General features: G+C 65.6%; 25 protein-coding genes. 15 read left to right on the top strand and 10 right to left on the bottom strand.

Annotation, left to right across the window (positions count from 1 at the left end):
* Nucleotide 1 precedes the first annotated feature (1 nt).
* Genes EL335_RS04375 through rpoS form a run of 9 tightly spaced genes read left to right on the top strand, consistent with a single transcriptional unit; the run spans nucleotide 2 to nucleotide 6,788 of the window.
* Nucleotides 2-946, top strand: a complete 945-nt coding sequence (locus tag EL335_RS04375) for an MlaD family protein (RefSeq protein WP_126444457.1) — start codon at nucleotides 2-4, stop codon at nucleotides 944-946.
* Nucleotides 943-1,596: a hypothetical protein gene (locus tag EL335_RS04380; RefSeq protein ID WP_126444459.1), complete on the top strand. Its 654-nt coding sequence runs from the start codon at nucleotides 943-945 to the stop codon at nucleotides 1,594-1,596. Before EL335_RS04375 ends, EL335_RS04380 begins: the two co-directional genes overlap by 4 nt.
* A 10-nt stretch (nucleotides 1,597-1,606) precedes the next feature.
* Nucleotides 1,607-2,302, top strand: coding sequence for a tRNA (adenosine(37)-N6)-threonylcarbamoyltransferase complex dimerization subunit type 1 TsaB (gene tsaB, locus EL335_RS14295; protein ID WP_172600029.1), 696 nt, complete (start codon nucleotides 1,607-1,609; stop codon nucleotides 2,300-2,302).
* Nucleotides 2,299-2,736: a ribosomal protein S18-alanine N-acetyltransferase gene (gene rimI, locus EL335_RS14300; protein WP_172600030.1), complete on the top strand. Its 438-nt coding sequence runs from the start codon at nucleotides 2,299-2,301 to the stop codon at nucleotides 2,734-2,736. Before tsaB ends, rimI begins: the two co-directional genes overlap by 4 nt.
* Entirely contained in the window at nucleotides 2,733-3,434 is a 702-nt protein-coding gene (locus EL335_RS04390) for a uracil-DNA glycosylase (protein WP_126444461.1), read from the top strand. The genes rimI and EL335_RS04390 overlap by 4 nt, the downstream gene beginning before the upstream one ends.
* Nucleotides 3,435-3,443: 9 nt before the next feature.
* On the top strand, nucleotides 3,444-4,187 hold the full coding sequence (surE, locus tag EL335_RS04395; protein WP_126444463.1) for a 5'/3'-nucleotidase SurE: 744 nt from the start codon (nucleotides 3,444-3,446) through the stop codon (nucleotides 4,185-4,187).
* The gene (locus tag EL335_RS04400; protein ID WP_431306256.1) at nucleotides 4,172-4,849 is read left to right on the top strand and encodes a protein-L-isoaspartate(D-aspartate) O-methyltransferase; all 678 of its coding nucleotides are present in this window, start codon (nucleotides 4,172-4,174) and stop codon (nucleotides 4,847-4,849) included. The genes surE and EL335_RS04400 overlap by 16 nt, the downstream gene beginning before the upstream one ends.
* A complete protein-coding gene (locus EL335_RS04405) occupies nucleotides 4,849-5,832 on the top strand; it encodes a LysM peptidoglycan-binding domain-containing M23 family metallopeptidase (RefSeq protein ID WP_126444467.1) in 984 nt (327 codons plus the stop codon). The genes EL335_RS04400 and EL335_RS04405 overlap by 1 nt, the downstream gene beginning before the upstream one ends.
* Complete coding sequence (rpoS, locus tag EL335_RS04410) at nucleotides 5,829-6,788, top strand: RNA polymerase sigma factor RpoS (protein WP_126444469.1); 960 nt, start codon at nucleotides 5,829-5,831, stop codon at nucleotides 6,786-6,788. Before EL335_RS04405 ends, rpoS begins: the two co-directional genes overlap by 4 nt.
* Here rpoS and mltB read toward each other — a convergent pair.
* Genes mltB through EL335_RS04430 form a run of 4 tightly spaced genes read right to left on the bottom strand, consistent with a single transcriptional unit; the run spans nucleotide 6,780 to nucleotide 11,593 of the window.
* Nucleotides 6,780-7,760: a lytic murein transglycosylase B gene (gene mltB, locus EL335_RS04415; RefSeq protein ID WP_126444471.1), complete on the bottom strand. Its 981-nt coding sequence runs from the start codon at nucleotides 7,758-7,760 to the stop codon at nucleotides 6,780-6,782. The genes rpoS and mltB overlap by 9 nt on opposite strands.
* Nucleotides 7,757-9,715: a transglutaminase TgpA family protein gene (locus EL335_RS04420; RefSeq protein ID WP_126444473.1), complete on the bottom strand. Its 1,959-nt coding sequence runs from the start codon at nucleotides 9,713-9,715 to the stop codon at nucleotides 7,757-7,759. The genes mltB and EL335_RS04420 overlap by 4 nt, the downstream gene beginning before the upstream one ends.
* Nucleotides 9,699-10,679 carry a DUF58 domain-containing protein gene (locus EL335_RS04425; protein WP_126444476.1) on the bottom strand — a complete coding sequence of 327 codons (981 nt, stop codon included), beginning with the start codon at nucleotides 10,677-10,679 and terminating at the stop codon, nucleotides 9,699-9,701. The genes EL335_RS04420 and EL335_RS04425 overlap by 17 nt, the downstream gene beginning before the upstream one ends.
* Nucleotides 10,679-11,593, bottom strand: a complete 915-nt coding sequence (locus EL335_RS04430; protein ID WP_126444478.1) for an AAA family ATPase — start codon at nucleotides 11,591-11,593, stop codon at nucleotides 10,679-10,681. Before EL335_RS04430 ends, EL335_RS04425 begins: the two co-directional genes overlap by 1 nt.
* A 74-nt stretch (nucleotides 11,594-11,667) precedes the next feature.
* Between EL335_RS04430 and EL335_RS04435 the strand changes: the two genes are divergently transcribed.
* The 4 genes from EL335_RS04435 to EL335_RS04450 are packed head-to-tail and all read left to right on the top strand — an operon-like array spanning nucleotide 11,668 to nucleotide 15,407.
* Nucleotides 11,668-12,591: a histone deacetylase family protein gene (locus EL335_RS04435; protein ID WP_284155447.1), complete on the top strand. Its 924-nt coding sequence runs from the start codon at nucleotides 11,668-11,670 to the stop codon at nucleotides 12,589-12,591.
* A gap of 19 nt (nucleotides 12,592-12,610) precedes the next feature.
* Entirely contained in the window at nucleotides 12,611-13,489 is an 879-nt protein-coding gene (gene dapA, locus EL335_RS04440; protein ID WP_126444480.1) for a 4-hydroxy-tetrahydrodipicolinate synthase, read from the top strand.
* Nucleotides 13,490-13,497: 8 nt separating this feature from the next.
* The gene (gene bamC / locus EL335_RS04445; protein ID WP_126444482.1) at nucleotides 13,498-14,649 is read left to right on the top strand and encodes an NlpB/DapX family lipoprotein; all 1,152 of its coding nucleotides are present in this window, start codon (nucleotides 13,498-13,500) and stop codon (nucleotides 14,647-14,649) included.
* A complete protein-coding gene (locus tag EL335_RS04450) occupies nucleotides 14,646-15,407 on the top strand; it encodes an MBL fold metallo-hydrolase (protein ID WP_431306257.1) in 762 nt (253 codons plus the stop codon). Before bamC ends, EL335_RS04450 begins: the two co-directional genes overlap by 4 nt.
* A 3-nt stretch (nucleotides 15,408-15,410) precedes the next feature.
* Here the strand turns inward: EL335_RS04450 and EL335_RS04455 are convergent, their stop codons facing one another.
* On the bottom strand, nucleotides 15,411-17,939 hold the full coding sequence (locus tag EL335_RS04455) for an EAL domain-containing protein (protein WP_126444484.1): 2,529 nt from the start codon (nucleotides 17,937-17,939) through the stop codon (nucleotides 15,411-15,413).
* A gap of 118 nt (nucleotides 17,940-18,057) precedes the next feature.
* Between EL335_RS04455 and rlmD the strand changes: the two genes are divergently transcribed.
* The gene (rlmD, locus tag EL335_RS04460; protein ID WP_126444486.1) at nucleotides 18,058-19,356 is read left to right on the top strand and encodes a 23S rRNA (uracil(1939)-C(5))-methyltransferase RlmD; all 1,299 of its coding nucleotides are present in this window, start codon (nucleotides 18,058-18,060) and stop codon (nucleotides 19,354-19,356) included.
* Here the strand turns inward: rlmD and EL335_RS04465 are convergent.
* The 5 genes from EL335_RS04465 to typA form a co-directional block, all read right to left on the bottom strand.
* Nucleotides 19,339-19,989, bottom strand: coding sequence for a DsbA family protein (locus EL335_RS04465; RefSeq protein ID WP_126444488.1), 651 nt, complete (start codon nucleotides 19,987-19,989; stop codon nucleotides 19,339-19,341). The genes rlmD and EL335_RS04465 overlap by 18 nt on opposite strands.
* Nucleotides 19,986-20,414 (bottom strand): disulfide bond formation protein B, encoded by a 429-nt coding sequence (locus EL335_RS04470; RefSeq protein ID WP_126444490.1) that lies wholly within the window; start codon nucleotides 20,412-20,414, stop codon nucleotides 19,986-19,988. The genes EL335_RS04465 and EL335_RS04470 overlap by 4 nt, the downstream gene beginning before the upstream one ends.
* A gap of 450 nt (nucleotides 20,415-20,864) precedes the next feature.
* Nucleotides 20,865-21,554 carry a Bax inhibitor-1/YccA family protein gene (locus EL335_RS04475; protein ID WP_126444492.1) on the bottom strand — a complete coding sequence of 230 codons (690 nt, stop codon included), beginning with the start codon at nucleotides 21,552-21,554 and terminating at the stop codon, nucleotides 20,865-20,867.
* Nucleotides 21,555-21,828: 274 nt separating this feature from the next.
* A complete protein-coding gene (locus EL335_RS14305; protein WP_172600031.1) occupies nucleotides 21,829-21,969 on the bottom strand; it encodes a hypothetical protein in 141 nt (46 codons plus the stop codon).
* Nucleotides 21,950-23,770, bottom strand: a complete 1,821-nt coding sequence (gene typA / locus EL335_RS04480; RefSeq protein WP_126444494.1) for a translational GTPase TypA — start codon at nucleotides 23,768-23,770, stop codon at nucleotides 21,950-21,952. Before typA ends, EL335_RS14305 begins: the two co-directional genes overlap by 20 nt.
* Nucleotides 23,771-23,838: 68 nt before the next feature.
* On the opposite strand from typA, the gene EL335_RS04485 reads away from it, so the two are divergent.
* Nucleotides 23,839-24,585, top strand: coding sequence for an S-methyl-5'-thioinosine phosphorylase (locus EL335_RS04485; RefSeq protein ID WP_126444496.1), 747 nt, complete (start codon nucleotides 23,839-23,841; stop codon nucleotides 24,583-24,585).
* Nucleotides 24,586-24,587 lie beyond the last annotated feature (2 nt).

Here is a 24,587-nt window from a genome sequence, read left to right on the forward strand (position 1 = left end):
CATGAGCGCGCCTGCCGACCCGCGTGACCCGAATGCCCTGCCGATCGCGCATGCCACTGCCAAGGCTTATCTGCTTCTCACGCTGCTCATCATTCTTCTTGCCGGATTCGTGCTGTATGTGATGCACGCGCGCGGGGTGTTCGAGGAGAAACGGCATTTCGTGCTGCTGGCGGAAAATTCCGAAGGGGTTACGGTCGGCATGGACATGACCTTTTCCGGCTTTGCGATCGGCCGGGTGGCGAAGATCGAGCTGGGCGAAGACGGCAAGGCGCACATCCATGTCGAGGTGCCCGTCAAGGATGCGCGCTGGCTGCGCACTTCATCGGTATTCACGCTCGAACGCGGTCTCGTCGGTGGCGCAAAGTTGCGTGCCTATACGGGCATCCTCGACGATCCGCCGCTGCCCGAGGGCGCGCGCCGCGAGGTCTTGATCGGCGATGCGACAGCGGGCATCCCGCAGCTCGTGGCCACGATGCGCGATCTCATCGACAATCTGAAACGAATCACCGCTGCCGATGCGCCGCTGCGCGCAAGCCTCGCCAATCTGCAGACGCTCACCGGCCGGATGACCGGCAAGGACGGCAGCCTGCCCGGCTTGCTGGGCGAGGCCGGTGCAAAACGGGTGCTCGAGGCGCTCGAGCGCAGCAACCGCCTGCTCGCCCAGGCCGATGCGAAGATCCTGGGCCGCGAAGGCGTGCTGGATGAAACGCAGGCGGCCGTTGCCGAACTGCGCCACTTGCTCGGCCAAGCGCGGCAAAGCCTCGAGAAGGTCGATGCGACGCTCGATGAGGCGCGGCAGATCGCCGCGAATGCGCGCGTGGCGAGCGAAGACCTCGATGTCTTGCGTGCCGAGGTCGAGGCGAGTCTGCGACGCATCTCCCAGCTCGTCGAGGAGGTCAATCGCAAGTGGCCGTTTGCGCGCGAGCGGGAGCTCAAGCTGCCATGAAAAGCCTCCTCGCTTTGTTGCTTCTGCTCGCTGGTTGCGCCAGCGCTCCGGCGGTGCCGGACTGGCGGGTCAACGCCCATGCGGCGCTCGGCAATTACACGGCCGCCTATTTCGCCGGCCGCGAGCGCGTAGCCCGGCTGGAACTGGCGCGCGCCCGCGCCGAGGTCGCGCGGACCGGCGAGGCAAGCCAGATGGCGCGGGTGGAGCTCGTCGCCTGCGCGCTCGAAGTCGCCAGCCTCGCGGCGACGCAATGCCCGGCATTCCAGGTGCTTGAGCAGGATGCCGATGCCGCGGCCAGGGCGTATGCCGACTATCTCGCCGGCCGCTGGGAAAGACTCGATGCCGCGCTCTTGCCGCCAGCGCAGCAGGGTGTGCCGGCAAGCCGCGATGCGCTCGCAACGCTTTCCGCGATCGAAGATCCGCTTTCCCGGCTCGTCGCGGCCGCATTACTTCTTCGGGCCGGCCGCCTGCCGCCGGCAGGCATCGATCTCGCGATCGACACCGCATCGCAACAGGGCTGGCGGCGGCCGCTGCTGGCGTGGCTGAGTTTTGCGCGTGATCGTTGCAAGGCTGCCGGCGATGCTGCCTGTGCAGCGGCACGTCAGCGGCGGATCGATTATGTGCTCGGTTCCACCCGGCCCGACCGGTAGAATCCGCAGCGTGAAACTGATTGCCTTCGAGGCGGCCACGCGCCGCCTATCCGTTGCCTTGTGGTGCGACGGCTCCCTCTGTGAAAGAAGCGCCGATTACGCCAATGGCGGTTCCGAAGTGCTGCTGCCTTGGACGCTGGAATTGCTCGCCGAGGCGGGGCTCACCTTACGACGCCTCGACGGCATCGCCTTCGGCGCCGGCCCCGGCGGCTTCACCGGCTTGCGGCTCGCTTGCGGCGTCGCGCAGGGACTCGCCTGTGGCCTGGATTTGCCGGTGGCGCCGGTTTCCTCTCTTGCTGCGCTGGCCTTGGCGGCGGGCGACGGCCCGGTGCTCGCCTGCCTCGATGCGCGGATGAACGAAGTCTATCTCGGCGCCTATCGGGTTGCGGGGGATGATGTTGTCGAGCGGATGGCGCCGAAAGTCGGCCCTGGCGCAACGGCACCCCTGCCGGAAGGGGATGGCTTTCGCGGCGTAGGAGATGGCTTTGCGACGCCGCACGGCGAGGCAATCCGCGCCCGCATGGGGGCACGTCTCGAAGCCGTCGCTGCGACGGTATTTCCAAGCGCCGCGGCGGTGGCGCGGCTCGGTGTCCGGCAGCTTGCGCGGGGCGAAGGCGTGCCAGCCAGGCAGGCGCAGCCGCTCTACGTGCGCGACAAGGTGGCGCTCACCGTCGCGGAACGCCGCGCGCGCGGCGGCGAGAAATGAGTTTCGCGCCGATGACGGCGGATGACGTCGATGCCGTGCTGGCGATCGAGGCGGCGGTGCAGGAATTTCCCTGGACGCGCGGCAACTTTCTCGATGCGCTCGCCGCCGGTTATGATGCCTGGGTGATGCGCGAAGGCGACCGCTTGGTCGGCTTCGCGGTGCTGATGCATGCGGTCGACGAAGCGCATCTGCTGGTGATCGGCATTGCGCCGGATCGTCAGCGCGCCGGGCGTGGCCGCGCACTGCTCGAGTTCATCGCGGGGCGGGCGCGCGCGGCCGGCATGACGCGCCTCTTGCTCGAGGTGCGTCCCTCGAATCAGCCGGCACTTGCTTTCTACCGGCAGGCAGGTTTTGTCGAAATCGGCCGGCGGCGGGCTTACTATCCGGCACGGGAAGGAAGGGAAGATGCGATCGTGATGGCCAGGGAACCATGAACCGCGAACAGTTGATCAAGGAAATGGGCCTCGGCCCGATCTGGAAACTTCGCCGGCCGCCGCAGAAGTCGGCGGCGGACGCTGCATCGTCCGTCGCTGCCGCGGCCGCGCCGCTCGATCACCGCACCGCGGCGATCGCGGCGATGGATTGGGATCAATTGCGCCGGGCGGTGGCGGAATGCACCGCCTGTCCGCTCTATGCCACGCGCAAGCAGGCGGTGCTCGGCGTCGGCGACATCCATGCCGAGTGGCTGTTCGTCGGCGAAGGCCCGGGCGCGGAGGAGGACGAGCGCGGCGAACCTTTCGTCGGCCAGGCGGGCAAGCTGCTCGACAACATGCTCGCGGCCATTGGCCTTAGGCGGGGGGAGAACGTCTATATCGCCAATGCGGTGAAATGCCGGCCGCCCAACAACCGCACGCCGGAAGCCGCTGAGACGGCGGCCTGCTGGCCGTTTCTCGCACGGCAGATCGAGCTCATCCGCCCGAAGCTCATCATTGCGCTGGGCAAGCCCGCGGCGCAGACGCTATTGCAACGGGAGGTGACGATCTCGCGGGCGCGCGGCATCATCCACGACTTCGCCGGCACACCGCTGATCGTCACCTACCATCCGGCCTATCTGCTGCGCAACCTGCCGGACAAAGCCAAGGCCTGGGAGGACCTTTGTTTCATGCGGAAGACGATGGCAAGCCTCCGCTAAAATCGCCCCATGAACCTTTTGCTTTCCAACGACGACGGCTATTCCGCCCCGGGACTTTCCGCGCTCGCCGCAGCCTTGCAGGATCTGGGCCAGGTGACCGTCGTCGCGCCGGAGCGCAACCGCAGCGGCGCATCGAATTCGCTCACCCTCGATCGCCCCCTGCTGCTCAAGACGGCGGAGAACGGTTTCCACTATGTGAATGGCACGCCCAGCGACTGCGTGCATCTGGCGGTGACCGGCATGCTGCCGCAAGAGCCGGACATGGTGATCTCGGGCATCAATCTCGGCGCCAACATGGGTGACGATACGATCTATTCCGGCACCGTCGCGGCGGCGATGGAGGGCTATCTGCTTGGTATCCCCGCGCTGGCCGTCTCGTTGGCGAGTTTCGCGGGGCGCCATTTCGAGACGGCGGCGCGCGTCGTGCGCGCGCTGGTCGAGCGCCTGCACGCCCGGCCGTTTCCCGAGCCGGTGCTGCTCAACGTCAATGTCCCGGATCGGCCACAGGCAGAGCTTTCCGGCTGGGAGGTCACCCGCCTGGGTCGCCGCCACAAGGCCGAGCCGGTGGTCAAGCAGGTCTCGCCGCGCGGCGACACGGTATATTGGATCGGGCCCGCCGGTGCGGCGGCCGATGCCGGCCCCGGCACCGATTTCCATGCGGTCGCGCAGGGCCGGGTGTCGATCACGCCGCTCGCGATCGACCTGACGCATGTTGCCCAGCTGGACCGGGTGCGGGAGTGGCTCGGACGATGAATGCGCATATGGCTTTCCGTGGCGTCGGCATGACCTCGGAGCGCACGCGCGCGCGCATGATCGAACGCCTGCGCGAACAGGGGATCAAGAACGAACAGGTGCTGATGGCGTTGGGGCTGGTGCCGCGCCACATCTTCGTCGAGCCGGCGATGGCGCACCGCGCTTATGAGGACACCGCGCTGCCGCTGATCCTCGGCCAGACCATCTCGCAGCCCTACATCGTCGCGCGCATGATCGAGCTGCTGCTCGAAGGCCGCGCGAGCCTGGGCAAGACGCTCGAGGTCGGCGCCGGCTGCGGCTATCAGGCGGCGGTGCTCGCCCAGCTCACAAGGGAGGTCTATGGCGTCGAACGGCTCGCCGCGCTGCTGGCGCGGGCGCGCGAGAACCTCAAGGCGCTGCGCTTGACCCGGGTGCGCCTCAAGCATGGCGATGGCATGATGGGTCTGCCCGAGGCGGCGCCCTTCGAATCGATCATCGTCGCCGCCGCCGCGGCGGCGGTGCCGCAGGCTTTGAAGGACCAGCTGACAGTCGGCGGCCGCCTGGTGATGCCGGTCGGCGGCGGCGCGCAGATGCTGATGGTCGTCGAGCGTACCGCGCAGGGCTGGAAAGAAAGCCTCTTCGAGTCGGTGCGCTTCGTGCCTTTGCTGCCGGGAGTCGGCTGATGAAACGCAGAATCCTCACCCTCGCGCTGCTACTTCTCGCTGGTTGCGCCAGCACGCTGCCGGCCCCGGTGAGCGAGGTGCAATCGACCGCCCACATCGAGAAGCCGCGCCTGCCTGCGCCGGCGGAGACTGCGGCCAAGACCCATGTGGTCAAGAAGGGTGAGACGCTCTACGGCATCGCTCGCGAGCATGGCCTCAACCCCCGTGATCTGGCGGCCTGGAACTTGCTCGACAATACGAGCCGCCTCGTCGTCGGTCAGACCCTACGGCTGACCCCACCTGCAGCGCCAGCTGCTACGCCCGCGCCGTCGCCAGAAGCCATCGAAGTGCGGCCGATCATTGGCAGCGGTGCCGTCGTTGCCCGCCCTCTCGACGGCGCTGCCGCAGGCAGTGCCGTTCCACCAGCGCCGACCGTGGCGCCGAGCAGCCATGATGCCGTCAAACGTGCGCCGAAAGGCGGCAAGCTGCCTTACTCGGCAGAGAATCTCGCCCTGCTCAAGGGTGAATCCGCACCACCGCCCGCGGCGCTCGCCGCGCCCGCGCCCGGAAAGCCTGCTGCCCCCATCCCACCGGTAACATCGCCTGCTGCCGCGACGGACTCCGGCAGCGAATGGCTCTGGCCCGCCAACGGCAAGCTGCTCGCCACTTTCAGCGATGGCAATGGCGGCGCCCAGGCGATCAACCGCGGCATCGACATCGCCGGCAAGATCGGCGATCCAGTGCGTGCCGCCGCTGCCGGCAAGGTGATCTTCGTCGGTGTCTATCCGAAGCATGGTAATCTCGTCGTGCTGCTGCATGCCGATGGCTACAGCAGCGTCTATGCCCACAATAGCCGCATCCTCGTCAAGGAGGGCCAGATGGTCAAGCGGGGCGATAAGATCGCCGAGCTCGGCGATTCCGACGCCGATCAACCCAAACTGCATTTCGAGCTGCGGCACAAGGGCAAGCCGCTCGACCCGCTGAAGCTGTTGCCTGCTCGATGACGGCTGCCGACGAAGACAACGCCATCGGCGCCGGCGCGCCTGGCGACGCAGCACTGGCGCCGCCGTCGAATGACCATGAAGCGAGTGGCGAGCTCGCTGGCGAGGACGGCTTCCTCGACGACGTCACGCAGCTGTATCTGAACGAGATCGGCGCCAAGCCGCTGCTCAAGCCGGAAGAGGAGTTTGCGCTGGCGCGTGCGGTGCGTGCCGGGGATAGCCAAGCGCGCCAGAGGATGATCGAAGCGAACCTCAGGCTGGTGGTGAGCATCGCCAAACATTACCAGCATCGCGGCATTCCGCTCGACGACCTGATCGAGGAAGGCAACCTCGGCCTGATTCATGCGTTGGAGAAATTCGATCCGGAGCGCGGCTTTCGCTTCTCGACCTATGCGACCTGGTGGATCCGCCAGAACATCGAGCGCGCGATCATGAATCAGTCGCGCACCGTGCGTCTGCCGGTGCATGTGGTCAAGGAGCTCAATGGCGTGCTGATGGCGCTGCGCAGAATCGGCGCCGACCCGGAAATGGTCGATGCGGCGCCGACCCCGGTGCTCGAGAAAGTGGCCGGCTTGCTGCACAAACCGGTCGACGAGATTCGCCGCCTGTTGCTGCTCAACGAACGCACCGCCTCGCTCGATGCGCCGCTCGACATCGACCCTGATTTGTCGATCGCCGACGCGCTCGCCGACGAAAACGCCGTCGATCCCGAGGTGAGCGTCGAAGAAGACGAGATCGCCCGCCACATCGAAGGCTGGGTCGCCGAGCTGCCCGAGCGTCATCGTTACATCGTCGAAAGACGCTACGGCCTGAACGAGCGCGACGTCGCGACGTTGGAGGAGTTGGCCGGCGAGCTCGGCGTCACGCGCGAACGCGTGCGGCAACTGCAGATGGAAGCGCTTGCCCGCCTGCGCCAGCGCATGGCGAGGGATGGCATAGGGGTGCGCTCGTTACTCTAAGCGTGCCATCAGTGTCGCGGCGAGCCGATAAACCGCCATCGCATAGAAGCTCGAACGGTTATAACGCGTCAGCACATAGAAGTTCTGGTAGCCCAGCCAGTATTCGGTCGGCTTTTCCGGTGTGACGAGGTCGATCAGCGCCGCAGGGGCGTCGGGCGCATCGGCAGGGATCATGACCCCGAAGCTCGCCATCTCCTGCGGCCGTCGCTGGGGCAGGATGCCTTCCTCGATCAGGGCGTCGGCTGCCGTCTTACCTGCGCCGACTTTGACCGGGATCGCGATCGGCCCGCCTGCTTCCCAGCCGTGCGAGGCGAGAAAGTTCGCCACGCTGCCGATCGCGTCTTCCGCGCTGCCGACGAGATCGATGCGGCCATCGTGGTCGAAATCCACCGCATAGTGGCGGATGCTCGAGGGCAGAAACTGCGGCAGGCCGATCGCGCCGGCATAGGAGCCGCGGTAGCTGTCGGGTGCGCGTCGCTCGTCGCGCGCGAGTAGCAAAAGCGCCTCGAGCTCGCGCCGGAACGCTTCCGCGCGCGGCGGGTAGTCGAAGGCCAGCGTGGCCAGCGCCGCGAAGCTGTCGAAGCGGCCGAGATGTTTGCCGTAGAAGGTTTCGATGCCGATGATCGCGGCGATGATCTCCGCCGGCACACCGGTTTTCGCCTCGGCCCGCGCGAGCGCCGCGCGGTGCTGGCACATGAAGCGCAAGCCAGCGGCGATGCGTTTGGGTTCGATGAAACGTGCGCGATAGGTTTGCCACGAGCGGATGCGCGGATCGGTGGGCGGCCTGATGGCCTCGATCACCGCGGGCATCGGTCGCGCCTTGGCAAACAGCGCGGCCAGTCGGGAGCTATCGAGGCCGTGTTTTTCCTGCATCTCGGTGATGAACGTCTGCACCTCTTCGCGCTCGGCGAAACCGGCGGCGTGGGCGGGCAGGGCGAGCAAAACGATGACGAGGAAGACGAGCGGTTTCATGGGCGGAAGGCGTTGACACGCCGTCTGAGCGCGGCAAGCCCCTCGTGCGAGGTAGGGCCGTAGCGTAGCGCGCAGTAAGCCTGTGCGATGGCGCGAATATCGTCCGCTGCGGCGGGCAATTCCCGCGCGACGCGTTCCGCGTAATCCAGCGGCCCTTCCCACGGCCGGCGCGTAAGGCCGCGTTTGGCCAGACGCCGGCAGACCGTCAGCCATGCGCGCTGCGCTTTATCGGGATGCGGACGGCGCTTGAGCAGCACGAGGGCGAGCATGATGAGCGCCACGCCGGAAAGGCCGGCGAGCCAGGCGGTCATCGATCGCCAGTCTGGCGTGCTCATACCGAGCCGGAGGAGCAGATCGCGCTGGCGTTGCGGGTCGAAGCCGAGCACCCACTGGTTCCAGGCGTTGTTGATCGCCCACCAGCGATAGCGCACCGCACGCAGCCAGTCGAAACCCGAACGCGCGAAGAAGGGTAAGGGATCGCCGGCCGGCAGGGCGGTGGCGAGATCTTCTTCGATGCGCGCCGGCGCGGCGGTCGCGGTGGGATCGATGCGCTGCCAGCCGCGGCCGTCGAACCAGACTTCGGCCCAGGCATGCGCGTCCGCCTGGCGGATCACCCAGGTGTCATCGACGGGATTCCTTTCGCCGCCCTGGTAACCGGTGACGACGCGCGCGGGCACGCCCGCCGCGCGCATCAGCACGACGAACGCGGCGGCGAAATGCTCGCAGAAGCCGCGCTTCGTCTCGAACAGGAAAGTGTCGGCGACATGTTCGTCGGTGAGCGGCGGCCGCAGCGTGTAGGTGAGCCGCTGGTCTCGCAGGAAGTCGAGGCCGCGCGCTACGCGCTCGGCCGGGGCCAAGCCTGCTGCCGCCCAGCTGGCGCCGAGCTCTACGGTGCGCGGATTGAGCCCGGCGGGAAGCGTCAGCGCGGCGGCGAGCACGGCAGGGTCTTCGGCGCCGAAATCGACCAGCGGATGCGAGACGAGGGTGTAACGCAGGCGTTCGCGCACAGGGCGCTTCGCCTGCAACTGGAAGTCATGGGTGCGAAAAGCGTCGGGCGGCAATGTTTCGGGCAGCTCGAGCGCGAACAGCCACGGTCGGTTGTGCGCTTCGAGCGTCAGCGTGTAGTGATAGGCAAGGCTTGCCTGTCGAGCCCTGTAGGGCGACTCATCGAGACGTCGCACCTCGCCGGCCCGGAAGATGCGGCCATCGAGTCTCGAGAGCACCGGGCCGCGCCAGTACATGTCGCGTTTCGGCGGCGCCGCACCAGCGAATTTGACGCGGAAGGCGATCGCATCTGATTGGGCGAGGTTCTGGATCGTGCCTGGCGCCATGCTGTCCGACAATCCGGTCAGGCCGCTGTAGGCATCGCGCGGCAGGCCCCACAGCGGCCCCTCTACGCGCGGGAAGAGCAAAAACAGGATCAGCATTAGCGGTGCTGCCTGCATCAACAATGTGCCGGCGAGTTTGACCAGTTCCCGCGGCCGGCCTGCCGGATCGACGAGGCTGGCGAGGGTTGCGGTGATGATCAGCACTGTGCCGAGCATCGTCGCCGCGACCGGAATCGACTGGTTCGCGAAGAATTGCGCCAGCGTCAGGAAGTAGCCGAGCAACACGATGGCCAGGCCGTCGCGATTCGCGCGCGCCTCGAGCTGCTTCAAGGCCATGAAGACGACCAGCAGCGCGACGCCCGCGGCTTGACCGAACAGCGTGCGAGTGTGGATCAGCACCGCCGCGACGCTGCCCAGCGTGACGAGGATCAGCAACCAGCGCGGCGGCAGCGGCAGGCCGCGCGAGAGAAGCCACGCGCGCCAGAGGAATGCACCGGCGGCGAGGGCGGCAAGCCACGGCGGCACTTGGCTGGCGAGCGGCAGCGTGGCGACGATGCCCGACGCCAGTAGCCAGCCGCTTTGCGCCGACGTCAGCGGCGGCGCGGTTCGCTCATGCTTCGTCGCCATAGAGCGCCAAGGCCTTCAGGCAGGCATGCAAATGGACTGGGCCCTGTGTCTGCGAAATTTCTCGACCGGGCAGTCGCAAGCCATATGACAGACCTGCTTCTTCGGCATCGAGTACCCAGCGGGCAAGGATCGACAGCCGGGTCTCGACATCGAGTGACCCCGGTAGCTGCGCCCAGTCGAACATGAGCGCCGGGGACGCGGTGCCGGAAAACTGCTTGGTCTGCAAGCTGGCCTCCGGTCCCAGCCGCGCCGCGATCTTCCAGGCGACGTGATGCAGCGGATCGCCCGGCCGGTGGCGCTTGAGACCAGCGAAATCCTCGTCACCGGCCTCGCTCGCCAGCCGCCCCTCCTGCATCGCGGCGAAACTCGGCGGCTTCGGCACGGCACGGGCGGGTCGCGGATAGACAAGGCAGCGCGCCGCGGGCCAGGCGTAGGCCCAACAGCGCACCAGGCCCAACGGCCAGACCGTGTCGATCGTCACGCGCGGCATCGTCAGCCAGCCGCGCCGTCGCGCCGGCAACGGCAACAGCGCGCGAGTGCTCTCCTGCGGCGGCAGATCGATGGCGACCGCTGCCTGTCCCGGCAAAAACAGCCGCAGGCGGCGGCGCGCGCGGGCATCCGGATTGTGGAGCAACAAGGGAAAGCATGCATCGCAGCCGACGAACACGGGGGCCGCCTCAGCGACGCCGAGCGCGATACCGGCCAGATTGCGAAACGTGTGCAAAATCGTCACGACGCCCACGCCGGCGAGCAGGAACACCAGCGCATAGCCGAGCGAGAGGTTGTAGTTGATCGCGCCGATCAACAGCACGATGAGGGAGATCGCATAGAGCAGGCCGGCACGCGTCGGTAGCACATAGACGCGCCGCTGCCCGAGCATCACTGGCTGGGCTTCCGGCGGGTGGGCGCGCAGCGCCCAGGCGATGAACCGCTCGCGCAGCGCCAGACGTAATCCGGACAGCATCAGGGGATGGGCACCGCCTCGATCAGCGCGCGACCGCTGACATCGGCATCGCGCGGCTCGCCCGGGGTTCCCAGACGGTGCGCGACGACGGCCGGCAGCACGGCCTGCACGTCTTCCGGCAACACATGATCACGGCCGGCAAGCCAGGCCCAGGCGCGCGCGGCGGCGAGAAGCCCGAGCGCCGCGCGTGGCGACAGGCCGGTAGGCGATAGGTTGCGCGTATGGCCGACGAGTGCCTGCAGATAGTCGAGCAGAGCCGGCGCCACATGCACCGAGGCGACGCGCCGTTGCTCGGCGAGCAAGGTTTCGGCCGACAGTAGCGGTGCAGTCTTAGCGAGCAGCTCGCGGCGGTCGGCGCCTTCGAGCAGTGCGCGTTCGGCCGCACGGTCGGGGTAGCCCAGCGCGATCTTCATCAGGAAACGGTCGAGCTGCGATTCGGGTAATGGGAAGGTGCCGAGCTGGTGAGAGGGGTTCTGCGTGGCGATCACGAAGAAGGGCTGCGGCAGCGGGCGTGTTTCGCCTTCGACGGTGACCTGGCGTTCTTCCATCGCTTCGAGCAGCGCGCTCTGGGTCTTTGGCGTGGCGCGGTTGATCTCGTCGGCGAGCACCACCTGGGTGAAGATCGGTCCAGGGTGGAAGCGGAAGACGCCGGTTTCGCGGTCGAACACCGAAATGCCGAGGATGTCGGCCGGCAGCATGTCGCTGGTGAACTGGATGCGCTGGAAATCGAGGCCGATGAGGCGGGCGAGCGTGTGCGCCAGCGTCGTCTTGCCGACGCCGGGCAGGTCCTCGATCAACAGATGGCCGCGCGCCAGCAGACAGGCCAGCGCCAGGCGGATCTGCCGCTCCTTGCCGAGGACGATGCGACTGGCGGCAGCGAGCACGGTGGCAAGGGGACTGGGGTGGGAGACCATGCGTTACAATCCGAAGAAGCGCCATAATGGCGTTGCCGAGATTGTAAGCGAAGCCCCCGACGTCCCCCTCCGACATGCCGATCGCCTTCATCACCCATCGCGAGTGCCTGCTGCACGACATGGGCGCGCATCATCCCGAATGCCCCGACCGGCTCGGTGCCATCCAGGATCGGCTGATCGCCGCGGGACTCGACATGTATCTGAACTTTTACGACGCGCCGCTCGTCACCCGAGAACAACTGCTGCGCGTCCATCCGCCCGAATACATCGATTTCATCCATGCCAGCGCGCCCGAGCAAGGCATCCACCATCTCGATCCCGACACGGCGATGAGCCCCGGCACTTTGCGGGCGGCCCTGCGCGCCGCCGGCGCCGGTGTGCTGGCAACCGATCTGCTGATGAAGAATGAGGTTCGGGCGGCTTTCTGCGCGGTACGTCCTCCGGGCCATCACGCCGAACGCGCCAAGCCGATGGGCTTTTGCTTTTTCAACAACATCGCCGTCGCGGTGCGCCATGCGCTCGACGCCTGGGGCTTGCAGCGCGTCGCCGTCGTCGATTTCGACGTGCATCACGGCAACGGCACCGAAGACATCCTCGCGGGCGACATGCGCACCTTGATGGTCAGCATCTTCCAGCACCCCTTCTATCCCTACAGCGGCACCGAGAATCCGGCACCCAACATGTGCAATGTCCCGGTGAAGGCTGGCCTGCGCGGCGAGGCTTTTCGCGAGATCGTGACCGAGAAATGGCTGCCGCGGCTGACCGAATTTGCTCCCGAGCTGATCTTCATCTCTGCCGGCTTCGATGCCCATTACGAGGACGACATGGCATCATTGGGCTTGGTGGAATCCGATTACGCCTGGGTGACCGAACGGCTGCTCGAAGTCGCCCGTAAGAGCGCCCAAGGCCGCATCGTCTCGATGCTCGAAGGCGGCTATGCGCTTTCGGCGCTCGCGCGCAGCGTGACCGCTCACATCAAGGCACTGGCCGAAATCTAACCCACGGTTCGTACACATCATGATTCGAGGCTCCATTCCCGCGATCGTCACTCCGATGCAGGAGGACGGCTCGCTCGATCTTCCCGCACTGCGTCGCCTGCTCGACTGGCACATCGCCGAAGGTTCCGACGCCGTCGTCGTCGTCGGCACCACCGGCGAATCGCCGACCGTCGACATGGCAGAACACTGCCTGCTCATCCGCGAAACCGTCGCCCACGTCGCCGGACGCATTCCGGTGATCGCCGGCACCGGCGCGAATTCGACCACCGAGGCGATCGAGCTCGCCCACTGCGCCAAGGCTGCCGGCGCCAGTGCCCACCTGTCCGTCGTGCCCTATTACAACAAACCGACCCAGGAAGGGCTTTATCAGCACTTCAAGGCCATCGCCGAGGAAGTCGATCTGCCGATGATCCTCTATAACGTGCCGGGCCGCACCGTCGCGGATCTCGCCAATGAGACCACGCTGCGGCTGGCGCAGGTGCCCGGCATCGTCGGCATCAAGGATGCCACCGGCAACCTGGAGCGCGGCATCGACCTGATCAAGCGCGCCCCGGCGGGCTTCGCGATCTACAGTGGCGACGATGCGACCGGCCTCGCGCTGGTGCTGCTGGGCGGTCACGGCATCATCACCGTCACCGGCAATGTCGCGCCGCGGTTGATGCACGAGATGGTCGCCGCGGCGCTTGCCGGCGACGTCGAGACGGCGCGCGAGATCAATCTGAAGCTGATGGGTCTGCACAAGCAACTGTTCTGCGAAGCGAACCCGATTCCCGTCAAATGGGCCTGCGCACGCATGGGCCTGATCAAGGACACGCTGCGGCTGCCGCTCACCGTTCTGTCGCCCGAATATCACGGCCGGGTGCGCGCGGCCATGCTCGAAGCCGGCATCGACCTGTGACCATGAGCATGAAACTTCCCCTGTTCCGTCTCGCGGGCGCGCTGTTTGGCGCTGTCCTGCTCTCCGCATGCACCGGCAACATCCTGCCGGAATCGAAGAAAATCGAATACAAGTCGGCGGGCAAGCTGCCCTCGCTCGAAGTGCCGCCGGATTTGACCCAGCCGTCGCGCGACGATCGTTACGCGGTGCCCGACATCACGCCGCGGGGCAGTGCGACTTATTCCGAATATGCCGGCGAACGCAAGGGGGGGACGACCACCGCGGCGGCGAGCCCAGTGTTGCCGAATGCCGAGAAGATGCGCATCGAACGCGCCGGCACGCAGCGCTGGCTGGTGGTTGCCGGCACGCCTGACGAGTTGTGGCCCAAGCTCAAGGAATTCTGGCAGGAAATGGGTTTCATCATCGATGTCGAGCTTCCCGAAGCCGGTGTGATGGAAACCGACTGGGCCGAAAACCGCGCCAAGATTCCCCAGGACATCATTCGCTCGACGATCGGCAAGGTGTTCGACAGCCTGTATTCGACGCCGGAGCGCGACAAGTTCCGTACCCGGATCGAAAAGGGCGCGGAGCCCGGCACCGTGGAGATCTACATCAGCCATCGCGGCATGTACGAGGTCTATGTCACCGAAGGCAAGGACCAGACCCGCTGGCAGCCGCGTCCGCCCGATCCCGAGCTCGAAGCCGAGATGCTCAGACGCCTGATGGTGCGTCTCGGCGTCGAGGAAACGCGTGCCAAGACCTTGATGGCCGCCGAGAAGGCGCCGGAACGCGCCAAGCTCACGCGCGCTGCCGACGGCGCCGGCACGTTGTTGATCGAGGAGTCCTTCGACCGCGCCTGGCGGCGCGTTGGTCTCGCGCTCGACCGCGTCGGCTTCACGGTCGAAGACCGCGACCGCAGCCAAGGGCTGTACTACGTGCGCTACATCGACCCGGAAGCCGATCCGAAGAAGAAGGGCGAGAATGAGGGCTGGCTGTCCAAGCTCAATCCGCTCAATCTCTTCAAAGGCAAGCCCGAAGTCGACCCGAAGCAGCAGTACCGCATCCACGTGCAGGGCAACGGCCCGGAAAGCAGCGTGCGCGTACTGACCCGCGAGGGCGGCGCCGACAATTCGGAAACGGCGAGAAAGATCCTCACCCTGCTGCACGAACAGTTGAAGTGATTCGCTTCGCTTCACTGGGCAGCGGCAGCAAGGGCAATGCGCTGATCGTCGAATCGGGCGCAACCCGCGTGCTGCTCGACTGCGGCTTTGGACCGCGCGAGCTGGCACGGCGGCTCGCGCGCCTCGCCATCGTTCCGGAGAGCATCGCCGCGGTGCTGATCACGCACGAGCATGCCGACCATGTCGGCGGCGCGGCGCGCTGCGCGGCGCGCTACGGCTGGCAGGTTTTTGCCAGTTTCGGCACCGTTGCAGCATCCCGGCAACTGGAGGACGTGCCGGTGCGCCGTTTCGACAGCCACACCTGCTTTGCCATCGGTGATCTGGAAATTCATCCTTACCCCGTGCCGCACGATGCGCGCGAGCCGACCCAGTTCGTCTTCTCCGATGGCGCCAGCCGCTTGGGCGTGCTCACCGATGCCGGCGGCATCACCGCGCACATCGTCGCGATGCTCAGGGACTGCGTGGCGCTGGTGCTCGAATGTAACCACGATGCCGAGATGCTCGCCAACGGTCGCTATCCGCCACCGTTGAAGCAGCGCATCGCCGGCGGTTATGGCCATCTGGAAAATGGCCAGGCCGCCGAACTGCTGCGCGCCATCGGCGGGCGGAAACTGCGTCACGTCATTGCCGCGCATCTTTCCGAGGAAAACAACCGTCCGCATCTTGCCCGCGCGGCGCTCGCGCAGGCGCTCGATTGCTCGGCCGACTGGATCGGCGTGGCGACGCAGGCCGAGGGAACGGGCTGGCTGATGCTCTGAGCTTCACTTCCAAGCCGCCAACCACTCCTCGACGGGGAGCGGCTTGCCGTAGTGATAGCCTTGGCGGATGATTTCACCCTTGCCGTCGAGGAAGGCGGCATGAAGCGCGGTCTCCACGCCTTCGGCGACGACGCGTAACTTGAGCTGCCGCGCCACGCCTAGGATGGTATCGACGAGCGCTGCGTCGTCGGCATCGAATGGCGCGTCGAGGACGAAACTCTTGTCGATCTTGAGCTCCGAGATCGGCAGCCGTTTCAGATAGGCGAGCGACGAATAGCCGGTGCCGAAATCATCGAGCGAGAAATGCAGGCCCATGGCGCGCAGCGCATGCATGCGGCCGACGGTGACGGCGAAATCCTCGATGGCGAGGCTTTCCGTGACTTCGAGCGTCATGAGCGCCGGATCGGCGCCATGCGCCTCGATCAAATCGGCGAGCCAGCGCTCGAAGCCAGGCTGGCGAAACTGCCGTGCCGAGAGATTCACCGACAGGCGCAGCGGACGGCCTGCGTCGAGCTGGCGGCGGATCAGCAGGCAAGCTTCTTTGAGCACCCAGGCACCGAGCTCGACGATCAGCTTCGACTCTTCGGCGATCGGAATGAACTGGCCGGGCGGAACGAGCCCGCGTTCGGGATGCTGCCAGCGCAGCAAGACTTCGGCGCCGATGATGCGCCCGGCGGCATCGACTTGGGACTGTAGATACAAACGCAGCTCGTCACGCAGCAAGGCTTGGCGCAGCGCTTTTTCGATCTCGAAACGCAGCCGGGCGGTTTCGCCCATCGCCTCCTCGAAGAAGGCGTATTCGCCCGGCCCTTTCGCCTTCGCGCGATGCAACGCGGTATCGGCGCGACGCAGGGCGGCTTCAGCGCTGTCAGCCGCAGTTGTGGGCAGATGGGTGATGCCGAAGCAGGCGGCGAGGGCGAGTTCCTCGCCGTCCAGGAACATCGGCGCAACGATGGCTTGTTGCAGTTTGCCGAGCACGGAGACGATCTGCTTCGTGGCCAGATCGCTGTGCTTGTCGAGATGGGTGAGCAACAGAGCGAATTCGTCACCATAGGTGCGTGCGACGAGATCGCCTTCGCGCAGCGTGTGCTGGAGGCGCTCGGCCACGGCGATCAGTACCCGGTTGCCGAAATCTTCACCACGCGCTTCGTTGAGCCGCTTGAAACCGGAAAGATCGATCAGGATCAACGCCGCCAGCATCTTCTGTCGCGACGATGTGGCGAGCACGTAGGCGAGCCGCTCGATCATTTCGCGGCGGTTCGGCAGGCCGGTCAGCGCATCCTGGTAGGCGAGCCGTTCGGCCTCGGCCTCGGCGTGTTTGCGCGCGGTGATGTCGCGGAATGCACCGCGCCGGCCAAGATAGCGGCCCTCCTCGAACACCGGCATGCAGTCGTGCTCGATCCAGACGGTCTCGCCATCGGGGCGTAGCAGGCGCAGTTCCATGCCTTCGGTGGCCAGATCGGCATGTCCGAGATGCTCCTGCCAGCGTCGCCGATCCTCGGGCGCGATCCGCTCGAGCAGATCGGATGCATGGGCGCGGAGCAAGGCTTCGGGCGCTACGCCGAAAATGGCGCGCGCCGCGGGTGAGACATAGGAAAAACCTCCTTCGGGCAATTCGAAAGTGATGCAATCCCGCGCATGCTCGGCGAGCAGCCGGTAGCGCGCCTCCGATTCGCTCAGCGCCTTCTGCGTCTGACCGAGCGTGGTGGCCATGCGATTGAAGCTGTCGGCGACGGCACGCACTTCGTCGATCGTCGAAGCGGAATGCGCCCGCGCAGTCAGATCGCCAGTGGCCAGCTGCTGCGCAGCCGCGGCAACGCTCGCCAATGGCCGGGCGAGATCACGGCGCAGCCGCCAAACGAGGAATGCGCCGGCAGCGAAAAAGACGATCAGGCTGATCAACAGCTGCCAGCGGAAATTGCGCCAAGCATGCACGGTGACCTGTTCACGAGGCAGCTTGATCGACAGCACGCCGCGTAAATCACCCACCTTGTAACCGTAGGCATTCGGGTAACGCGCGCGGATCGAGGGTGGCGCATCCTCCGGCTTGCCGTGGCACTTCAGACAATAATCCTCGATCCAGATCGGCCGCGCATAGAGGAGCTTTTCGCGGCCGTCGGCGTCGATGATCGGAGCTGTGTAGCGTTCGGCCTTCGGGTGTTCGCGGAAGAAAGCGATGGCTTTGAGTTCTTCGGCATCCGCCTGGTTGTGGTGGTTACGCGCCTGATCCGAGACGTTGTTGAAAGAAAAGCCGCTGCTGTCGAAATTCTTCAGCTCTTCGGCCATTCGGGCCATCGCGAAAGCCGGCAAGAGCGGCAGCGTCTTTTCGTTGAGCTCGAGGCCGGATTCCAGGAACGCATGCTGGGAGACGCGGCGCAGGCTCATCAAGACCCCGCGGATGCGCTCGGCGTTTTCGAGCAGCTGATCTTCGGCGGCCTGCCTGGCCAGCCGCCAAGAGACGAGCTGGTAGAGCAGCAACGCCCCCAGCAAAATGCCGGCGAGGATGAGCAGGATCAGACGGTGGAATTTCATTGCAAGCGGCGCACCTTACCATGTTCGAAAGGGCTCGCTATTGATCGGCATCAATTGCGCATCTGGGCGAAGCGAGGCGGCCTCTATAATCGCGCCCCCGACCTTGCGAAGCGCCATCATGAACATCGCCATCATCGAATCGCTCGACCATGAAGGACGCGGCGTTGCCCACGTCGAGGGCAAGGTGGTGTTCATCGAAGGCGCGTTGCCGGGCGAGCGCGTACGTTACGCGCGCCTGCGCAGCAAGCCGAAGTTCGATACCGGCCGTGTCGAGGACATCCTCGAACCCTCGAGCCAGAGAGTCGCGCCGCGCTGCCCCCACTTCGGCATCTGCGGCGGTTGCAGCATGCAGCATCTGGAACCGGGCGCGCAGGCGGCCGTCAAGCAGCGGGTGCTCGAGGATGCCTTTTGGCACATCGCGCGGCTCGAACCCGAGACGATGCTACCGCCGATCATCGGCCCGGCCTGGGGCTATCGCCGCCGCGCCCGGCTTGCGGTGCGGTTCGTTGCGAAGAAGGGCGGCGTGCTGGTCGGCTTCCACGAGAAAAAGAGCAGTTTCGTCGCCGACATGACTTCCTGTGCCGTGCTGCCAGCGCCGATTTCCGCACTGTTGCCGGCTTTGCGGACCTTGGTTGGCCGGCTTTCGATCGCCCAGCAGCTGCCGCAGATCGAGGTTGCCGTCGGCGACGGGCCGCCCGTCTTGGTGTTGCGCATCCTCGAGCCGCTGACCGCTGCGGATGAGGATGTGCTGCGCGGCTTCGCCGACAGGCACGGTGTGCATCTCTGGCTGCAGCCGGGTGGGCCGGATACGGCGACACCCTTTCATCCGGCCGAAGCGCCCTTGCCCGTCTATCGGCTGGCGGATTTCGCGGTCGGCTTGCGTTTCCGGCCGACCGATTTCACGCAGGTGAATCACGATGTGAACCGCGTGCTGGTGCGCCGCGCGATCGGGTTGCTCGCGCCACGACCAAAGGAGCGCATCGCCGACATGTTCTGCGGGCTGGGCAATTTCACGCTGCCGCTGGCGCGTTGCGGGGCGACGGTGGTCGGCGTCGAGGGCAGCGCCCCGCTGGTGGCGCGGGCGCGGGAAAATGCGTTGGCCAATGGCCTCGCTGCGCGGATCGACTATCACGTCGCCAATCTGTTCGCGGTAACCCCGGAGCAGCTTTCTGGCTGGGGGTGTTTCGACAAGATGCTGATCGATCCGCCGCGCGAGGGCGCGATCGAGCTCGTCAAATGTCTCGGCAGCGATGCGCCGGCGCGCATCGTCTATGTCTCGTGCAATCCGGCCACCTTGGCGCGCGATGCGGCCGTGCTGGTGCACGAAAAGGGCTATCGGCTGCGCGCGGCGGGCATCGCGAACATGTTCCCGCACACCTCGCACGTCGAGTCGATCGCGCTATTCGAGCGTGGCTAGCGCGGCTTCGACGGTCTTTTGCAGCACGCCGAAACCGAAGCCAGGCAGCGGCCGGCCGTTGACGTAAAAAGTCGGCGTCGTGTCGATCCTCAGGCGGTTGGCGTCTTCCTCGTCCTGCTGGATGCGCGCGGCGATTTCCGGATCGCTCATGTCACGGCGCAGCCGGTCGAGATCCAGTTCCAGTCCGTCCAGGTGTTTCCAGACGCGCGGCAGCTCCGCTTCGTGCAGCGGCTTCCAGTCGTCCTGTGTTTCCATCAGCACATCGAGTACTGGCCAGAATTTGTCCTGGCGGCGGGCGGCCTCCAGCAGCGCGACGATGTGCTCCGCGCCGATCTGGAAGGGGGCATAGCGCAGCACCAGTTTGAGTTTGCCCGGATGGGCGGCGACGAGTGCTTTGAGAGGCTCATGGAATGCCTGGCAGGTAGCGCAGGCCGGATCGAAAAACTCGACGATCGTCACCGGCGCAGTGACATCGCCGAGGATCGGCGCATGCGGGCGGATCAGCCGATCGCCGTGATCGATCGCGCGCCGGGTGGCGGCATCGGCTTGTGCGCGGTGATAAAGCGCGGTTGCCGCGACGAATGCGGACAGCAACAGCGCGGCGGTGACGAGGACGAGGGTGCGGGGATTCATCGTCGCCCCTGCCGGAAGGCGAGCGTGAGCAACAGGACGATGGCCGCGAATGCGGCGATCGACAGCCAGGGAAGCGTGAGGAAACCGAACCACTCGACGACGGTCTTCGAACAGGGCACGCCGCGCGCGCAGGGTTCCAGGCTTTTCGGCACCCAGCCGGACACCAGCGCTTGATGGAACAGCGCGATGGCCAGGCCGATCATGGCGAGCGGCAGCGCATAGCGCACGATGTGACGATCTTGGGCGGCAAGCCCGAGCGGCAGGATCAGCGCCAGCGGGAACATGCAGATACGCTGATACCAGCACAGCAGACAAGGCGGCAGCCCCATCACCTCGCCGAAGAACAAGGCGCCGAGTGTCGCCGTAGCGGCGACGAGCCAGGCCGCGAACACCAGCCACCAGTCGGCGGGCAGACGGGCGTTCATTTTCATTGAACCTAAAAACCCCAGTTGACCGCTTCTGTAAGCAAAAAATGCCTTTGAGAATCAGAGCTTGCCACACTTTCCCCGCTCACCGAGTCGGTGACCCCGCTACGCACCCCCTGGCGCTTCCTAAGCTGGCACCTGGCTTTGTTGCTCCTCCTTGCAGGCATGAGCCTGCTGCGTCGTCGCGCCGCGCCATGCACCCGCCGCCACGCACCATCGGGCGCGTCCAACTGAGGTTTTTAGGTTGAACCCAGATTGTCCATTAGACCGTCCTGTCATCGGATGAGCGTGAGTAAACCTTGCCATGCTGGACTGCGCGGGCGCGCATCATCTGCGGGCGGGCCCTTCGCGCCCTAATGGACAATCTGGGTTGAAACGAAAACGGCGACCCCGAGGTCGCCGTCTGAGATGAAGCGCGGCGTGCCATTGCGCCAGCGCCGAATTTCATCGTCAATCCCGCTGGCCGGTAAAGGCGAGCAGCAGGTTCAAGAGGCTGACGAAGACGTTGTAGATGTCGAGATAGACCGCCAGCGTCGCCGAGATGTAGTTGTCCTCACCACCCCGGACGATGCGGTTGATGTCGTAGAGAATCAGCGCGGAGAAGATGCCGATCGCGAGCACCGAGATCGTCAGCGCCAGCGCCGGGATCTGGAAGAAGGCATTGGCGAGCGCGGCAAGCAGGATCAGGATCACACCGGCGAAGAGGAACTTGCCAAGGTTGGAGAAGTCGCGCTTGCTCGTCGCGGCGATGCCGGCCATCACGAAGAAGATCGCGCCGGTGCCGCCCGCGGCCAGCGCGATCAGTTGTCCGCCGTTGGCAAAGCCCAGCGCCACCTGCAGGATGCGCGAGAGCATCAAGCCCATGAAGAAAGTGAAGCCCAACAGCAGCACGACGCCCATGCCGTTGTTCTTGGTGCGCTCGATGCCGTACATGAAGCCCCAGGCGATGCCGAGGAACAGCAGGAAGGCCAGCAACGGGCTGCCAGCGAGGAAGGAGAACTTCAGCTGGACGCCGAGCAGCGCGCCGAGCACGGTCGGCACCATCGACAGGCCGAGCAGTGCGTAAGTGTTGCGCAGCACGCGGTTTTGACGGACGACCGATTCGGCAGAGGTTTGGGTGACGATGTCGAACGGTTGCATGGTGTTTTCCTCTCTGTGGTTACGACATAAATGATTTTTAGACTACCGAAAGCGCCAGAAAGTTTCAACCCAGATTGTCCATTGGAACACGAGCGGGTATCAAAAGGCGAGGGCGAGCAGGTTTGCGTCACCGCGACGAGCCAATAACCGTGTCTGGCGATACGCGGGGGCGCAAAGATGCCGCCCGCAGGCCGAAAAGCCGCCGCGTAAAGCAATGAAATGATCGTATCGAATGCTCATGGCGCATCAGCCAGATCTAATGGATAATCTGGGTTCAACCATAGATCTTGCACATCAGCGGCATCACCGGGGTCTGGGAAGAAAGCCCGATCAGCGCGAGGATCGCGCCGGCGATCGCGATGCGCAACAGCCAGCGACGCGCCGCCGGCGGCGGCTTATGCAGAAGATTCCTCACGGCCGGCACGCCTGCGCTCGTGTGCCTTCAGGAAGCGCTTCCTCAGGCGGATCGATTTCGGCGTGATCTCGACCAGCTCGTCGTCGGCGATGAATTCGACCGCCGATTCGAGGGTGAGCCGGATCGGCGGGGTGAGCTGCACCGCTTCGTCCTTGCCGGCGGCACGGATGTTGGTGAGCTGCTTGCCCTTGATCGGATTCACGACCAGGTCGTTTTCGCGGCTGTGGATGCCGATGATCATGCCCTCATAGACCGGATCGCCGGGGTTGATGAACATGCGGCCGCGCTCCTGTAGTTTCCATAGCGCGTAAGCGACCGCGGCGCCATCTTCGGCCGAGACCAACACGCCGTTGCGGCGGTCGGAAAGCGCTCCGGCCCAGGGGCCGTAAGCGTCGAAGACGTGGCTCATCAGGCCGGTACCACGAGTGAGTGTCAGAAACTCGCCCTGAAAGCCGATCAGGCCGCGCGCCGGGATACGGTATTCGAGACGCACGCGGCCTTTGCCGTCCGGCTGCATGTCCTGGAGCTCGCCCTTTCTGCGGCCGAGTTCCTCCATCACGCCGCCCTGATGGACTTCCTCCACATCCACGGTGAGCATTTCATAAGGTTCCTGCTTTTCGCCATCCACTTCATGGAGCACCACGCGCGGCCGTGAGACGGCGAGCTCATAGCCTTCGCGGCGCATGTTTTCGAGCAGGATGGTCAGATGCAGCTCGCCGCGGCCGGAAACTTCGAAGACGTCGGCGTTGTCGGTATCCTTGACGCGTAGCGCGACATTGGAAAGCAGTTCGCGCGCCAAACGTTCGCGAATCTGGCGGCTGGTGACGAACTTGCCTTCCTTGCCGGCGAGCGGCGACGTATTGACCTGGAAGTTCATCGTCAGCGTCGGCTCATCGACCAGGATCGGCGGTAAGCCCACGGGGTTGTCGACGGCGCAGAGCGTGACGCCGATGCCGACCTCATCGATGCCGGTGACCAGTACGATGTCGCCGGCTTCGGCTTCCGCTGTCGCTTCGCGTTCCAAGCCCTTGAAGACGAAGATCTGGCCGACCTTCGCGCTGCCGCGCATCTCGTCGCCGTACATCACCGCGACCTGCTGGCCGGATTTCAGGTGACCCTGCTTGATGCGGCCGATGCCGATGCGACCCAGATATGAGCTGTAATCGAGCGAGCAGATCTGCAGCTGGAGCGGCGCCTCCGAATCGACGTCGGGGGGCGGTACGTGGCGCAAGATGGCCTCGAAAAGCGGCCGCATGTCGGTGCCGGGCGTGTGGGAAGCCATCATCGCATAGCCGTTCAAGGCTGATGCATAGACGACTGGAAAATCGAGCTGCTCCTCGGTGGCGCCGAGCTTGTCGAACAGATCGAAAGTATGGTCGATCACCCAGTCCGGGCGCGCACCGGGCCGGTCGATCTTGTTGATGACGACGATCGGCTTCAAACCCTGCGCCAGCGCCTTTTTGGTGACGAAGCGCGTTTGCGGCATCGGCCCTTCGACGGCATCCACCAGCAGCAGCACGCCATCGACCATCGACAGCACGCGCTCGACCTCGCCGCCGAAGTCGGCGTGGCCCGGCGTGTCGACGATGTTGATGTGGGTGCCTTCCCAGTCGATCGCGCAGTTCTTGGCGAGGATGGTGATGCCGCGTTCCCGTTCGAGGTCGTTCGAATCCATCACGCGCTCGGCGATCTGCTGGTTCTCGCGGAAAGTGCCGGACTGCCGCAACAGCTGATCGACGAGAGTGGTCTTGCCGTGGTCGACGTGGGCGATAATGGCGATGTTGCGTAAGGAACGGGACATTGGCGTGCGTCTGGAAAAAGGGCGCGCATTCTAGCAGAGGCTCTGTCCCCATCACGAAGGAGATCAGAATGTTGGCAGTCATCGGCGGCAGCGGGCTCACTCAGCTGGCGAGTCTCGAAGTGACGCGGCGCGAGGTGGTGCGCACGCCTTACGGCGACCCCTCGGGCGTGCTCACGTTCGGCCGCATCGGCAGGCAGGATGTCGTCTTCCTGCCGCGCCACGGCTACGGTCACACGATCCCGCCGCATCGCGTCAATTACCGCGCCAATCTCTGGGCGCTGGTCAAGGCGGCTGGAGCGAGCGGCATCGTTTCCGTCGCCTCGGTCGGCGGCATTCGCGCCGACCTCGGCCCGGGTTCGCTCGCGGTGCCGCACCAGATCATCGATTACACCTGGGGGCGAGCGCATACCTTTTTCGATGGCGGCGAAGCACCGGTGGTGCATGTCGATTTCACCGAGCCCTACGATCGCGCCTTGCGCGAACGGCTGTTGTGCGCCGCCGATGCCTCTGGCATCAAGGCGGCCGGCTCGGCGGTTTATGCCGCGACCCAGGGACCGCGTCTGGAAAGTGCCGCAGAAATCGAGCGCTTGGCGCGCGATGGCGCCGACATCGTCGGCATGACCGGCATGCCCGAGGCTGGCCTGGCGCGCGAGCTGGAAACGCCCTACGCAGCGATCTGTGCGGTGGCGAACTGGGCGGCCGGGCGCGGCGATTCGAAAACGGCGATCAGTTTCGCTCAGCTCGAAGCGGTTCTGGAAGAAGCGCTGATCAAGGTGCGTCGGGTGGTCGAGCATTTGTGCGAGGCGCCACTGTAGTG

The sequence above is a fragment of the Sulfuricystis multivorans genome (assembly GCF_003966565.1).
Taxonomy (GTDB): Bacteria; Pseudomonadota; Gammaproteobacteria; order Burkholderiales; family Rhodocyclaceae; genus Sulfuricystis; species Sulfuricystis multivorans.